Annotated in this window: 6 protein-coding genes; 4 read left to right on the top strand and 2 right to left on the bottom strand. The window is 59.1% G+C overall.

Translation table 11 applies throughout. From position 1 onward, the window contains the following. The first annotated feature begins 429 nt into the window (after positions 1-429). The 4 genes from MTBSS4_RS17700 (at position 430) to MTBSS4_RS17685 (ending at position 2,417) form a co-directional block, all read left to right on the top strand. Positions 430-810, top strand: a complete 381-nt coding sequence (locus MTBSS4_RS17700) for a type II toxin-antitoxin system RelE/ParE family toxin (protein ID WP_173984705.1) — start codon at positions 430-432, stop codon at positions 808-810. Continuing rightward, positions 797-1,120, top strand: a complete 324-nt coding sequence (locus MTBSS4_RS17695; protein WP_173984704.1) for a DNA-binding transcriptional regulator — start codon at positions 797-799, stop codon at positions 1,118-1,120. The genes MTBSS4_RS17700 and MTBSS4_RS17695 overlap by 14 nt, the downstream gene beginning before the upstream one ends. 51 nt (positions 1,121-1,171) lie before the next feature. Beyond that, the gene (locus MTBSS4_RS17690; protein WP_173984703.1) at positions 1,172-1,795 is read left to right on the top strand and encodes a tyrosine-type recombinase/integrase; all 624 of its coding nucleotides are present in this window, start codon (positions 1,172-1,174) and stop codon (positions 1,793-1,795) included. 295 nt (positions 1,796-2,090) lie between these two features. Continuing rightward, positions 2,091-2,417 (top strand): DUF5677 domain-containing protein, encoded by a 327-nt coding sequence (locus MTBSS4_RS17685; RefSeq protein ID WP_173984702.1) that lies wholly within the window; start codon positions 2,091-2,093, stop codon positions 2,415-2,417. 402 nt (positions 2,418-2,819) lie between these two features. Here the strand turns inward: MTBSS4_RS17685 and MTBSS4_RS17680 are convergent, their stop codons facing one another. Together MTBSS4_RS17680 and MTBSS4_RS17675 are read right to left on the bottom strand one after the other, a co-directional pair. Continuing rightward, positions 2,820-3,161, bottom strand: a complete 342-nt coding sequence (locus tag MTBSS4_RS17680) for a HigA family addiction module antitoxin (protein ID WP_173984701.1) — start codon at positions 3,159-3,161, stop codon at positions 2,820-2,822. Between the two features lie 8 nt (positions 3,162-3,169). Beyond that, positions 3,170-3,542: type II toxin-antitoxin system RelE/ParE family toxin (locus MTBSS4_RS17675; RefSeq protein ID WP_368667804.1), on the bottom strand; the 373-nt coding region annotated here is incomplete at its 5' end.

Raw genomic sequence — 3,542 nt, 5'->3', positions numbered from 1 at the left:
TGCCCTTCTGCATTTCCAGCAACCGTATCGCCACCACCTGCCGGCCACACCGGCCAAGGCTGCCCGCGACCGGCCCCGTTTTCGTTTGCGTGAACGGGGGGGCTAACGAAAGGTTCGCGGCGCATCCTTTCGTTACCCAACCGCTAACAAAAGGTTCCCTCCGTAGCATGAAGACTCAACGGTTCGGGTTTGAACATGCCTAACTGGCAATAGGCGAATGGCAGAATCTGAGCCATTGTGGGCATTGGTGCGGTAACCCGGCTTTGGCTGCTTTGCGCCCATGGCGGATGTTCACGAGCATGATCGCGACGCCCGAAAGCTGCTGTTGCTGTTCGCCGTCGGATCGGCCGCCCCCGATGAACCGCCCTTGAAATATAGAACCAGGTTCTACATATTGGATTGGCGGGACGGGCAAGGGAGCGGCCAGCGTTGAGACTCTACAAGAGCAAGTGGTTTGCCCGGTTTGCCAAGAAAGAGCGTATTGCCGATGCCAAACTGTGCGAAGTCATAGAGAACGCCGAGAAGGGCCTGATCGACGCGGATTACGGTGATGGCTTGATAAAGCAGCGTATCGCCCGCCCGGGCGAGGGCAAGTCGGGCGGATACCGGTCGATTATTTTATTCAGAAAGGGCGAACGGTCGTTTTTTATCTACGGCTTTTCAAAGAACGACATGGACAACATTGATAAAAGTGATGAACGCGATTTCAAGGAATTAGGCGCCGTGCTGCTGAATGCCTCGGACGAGCAGTTGGCGGATCTGGTGGAGAGCGGGAAGTATCAGGAGGTTCAGTGCGATGGCCAGAACTAGGGCTTACAAGAGTGACGTGAAGGCGGCAATTCACGAGACGGCGCAGGACCTGCATAAGGCCGGGCTCATTGAAAAGCACACGATGCGCCGCTTTGACGAATCCTGCCTGACGCCGATCAAGACGTTTACCGCCGACGAAATCCGCGCCCTGCGCGAACGTGAACAGGTCAGCCAGACCGTGTTCGCCATGTACCTCAATGTCACCAAGGATTCGGTGAGCCAATGGGAACGAGGCGACAAACGGCCCGCCGGCCCTGCCTGCAAGCTGTTGTCCATTGTCGCAGAGAAGGGCCTGTCGGCCATCGCCTGAACCTTGAGGGTACCATTCTCCCGGTCATTCTTGACCAAGAGGAGAACGGCTATGGGACATTCCGAATATGATCCGGGCGCGAAAGCATGGAACGCGGGCCGAAAGATTGGCGCGAAGCGCGCGTTGAAGCCGCAGCAGGTCTGGGCTATCCGGTTCTGGTTGGATCAGAACCGCCGACTGCGTGACCGTGCGACGTTCGATTTGGCGATCGACAGCAAGCTTCGCGGATGCGACATCGTCAAAATCAAGATCGGCGAGCTTGTCAGTGGCGGACGTGTCCGTTCAAGAGCCATCGTTATCCAGCAGAAGACCGGCCGACCGGTTCAGTTCGAACTCCTTGAGACGGCCCGCAACAGCATTTTCGCCTGGCTCGAATGCCGCGGTGGCACGCTCGACGACTTCGTCTTTCCGAGCCGAATTGATCATGCCGATCACATCAGCACCCGCCAGTACGCTCGTCTCGTTGACGAGTGGGTCACCGGGATCGGGCTGCGCCGGGAAGACTATGGGACGCATTCGCAACGCCAGACCAAGGCGTCGATCATTTATAAGCAAACGGGCAATTTGCGTGCCGTGCAGATTCTGCTTGGCCACACCAAAATCGAGAGCACGGTCCGCTACCTTGGCGTTGACATAGAGGACGCGCTGCATCTCGCAGAAAGCACGGAAATTTAACGCGGTAGAGAACTCCTCGGCCTCAGTGCCGAGGAGTTCCGCCTGCGGCCGGCATTAGCCATCTGCGGACGTTTCCCATTCACCGAATCCCTCGGTTGGTCGCCACCAGCAGCCCCAGTTTGTCCCGCTGCGTCTTGCGCTGGCCGGGAAGCCTCTTCTTCAACTCGGCCCGGACATCCTCCGCCCAGACTTCAACTCCGCTCGATAAAACCACAGCCAGACCCCACGCCGGAAAAAACGCGGACTCCTTGAATCACATGCGGATTCTCGCCGTCAACAGGGCATCTTCAAACTGATGGATGGTGAGGGAAAGAACGGCAGACCCTTCCAGAACTGGTCAGGCAAAACAATTCGTCAGCTTGCCGTCGAGGTGGCTCACGAGGAAGCCTACGACACCTTCTACTTCGGTCTATCTTCGTTCATACATGCGGACGTGAACATGGCGAACCGATTTCTGCGCCTGCGGCCCGACGGCCCTTCTTGGACGCAGCGCGCCGATCAGCACGATGTGGGCGGAGTCCTCCACGACGCCTCATCTTTCCTGACGTGCTTTCTGAAGCTGTTCGGTTCACAGTTCGGTGTATGGGACAATGCCGCTATTGATGCGTGCTGGGATATCTGAAGGGGCTAACCAAGAGGTTAAAAAGAATAGCCACATCGTGGCGGATGTTCATTTTGAAAATCGTCAAATGACCGCTCCGGGTCTGTCGCCGCCGAAGCACCTTTCTGCAGCAACGTCAGCTTCACCCGTTCCGCGCCCGATAGCCGCCATTCCCCTTCCGGCCCACTTCGGTCATTCCGGATCGCAAGACCGAGAGACCGCTCCCAGCCAAATTTTTGAGCCCACACTCCCAGATTTTTTCGCCTTCCCCCCGAACACCTCCGCCGCCGCCCGCAACGGTGCAGGCGTAGCGATGGGTGGTCAGGCCTGGGCAGGCCCAGCAACCGCCCGGCTATGGCGAGGCTGAGGCCGGATAACGGCAAAAATGAAGCAAGGAGACGGCGCCACTTGGTGGCCATCCGATCAAACCGCCGGCCCCGTCGCCCCATCCCCCAACCGACCGATGCGGCTTAGCGCATCGCCCAATTCCGCCCCGGCGATCTTCACCTCGTACATGCCTTGCAGGCGCATCCAATAGCCCGGCCCGGTGCCGAAGGCTTGGCCCAAGCGCAACGCCATTTGCGCGGTGACGGCGCGGGTGCCGTTCAGGATGGCGGTCACCGCATTGGGCGGCACCTGGATATGCCTGGCGAATCCCCTGGCACTCAGGCCCAAGGCGTCCAACTCATCCTTGAGGATTTCACCCGGATGGACCGGGGGCAGGTTGTCGATTGCAGGAATGGAAGTGGGGGCGGGAAAGGACATGGGCGGCCTCAATGGTAATCGACGATTTCAACATCCACGGCATCGCCGGGAACCAGCAGCGGGTCCCTGCCATCCGCCGCCTCGCTGAACGCCCACCGGAAGCAAACCCGCCAGCGGTCGTTGATACGGATGCTGTAGGACTGCTCGCGATCACCGCCCAAGGCCTCGAAGCGGTTTGACGGGGGATTACGCAATTCAATCAATCGGGCGGCGGCGTTCAACTTGGTCAAGGCCCTTGCCGCCTGGCGCTCGAAGGCCTGGAACTCCCTGACCCGCTTCCCGGCGGCAAAATCGGCGCTACGTCTGTCGGCAAAGGTCCTGATCGGCATGGCCCATTGTACATTATGCGTTACGTAACAGTCAACCCCGACCCGACTCGTA

It is taken from the genome of Magnetospirillum sp. SS-4, assembly GCF_902729425.1.
Lineage (GTDB): Bacteria > Pseudomonadota > Alphaproteobacteria > Rhodospirillales > Magnetospirillaceae > Phaeospirillum.
Note: the sequence above shows the minus strand (reverse complement) of the source record. Positions and strands in the feature narration are given on the sequence as shown.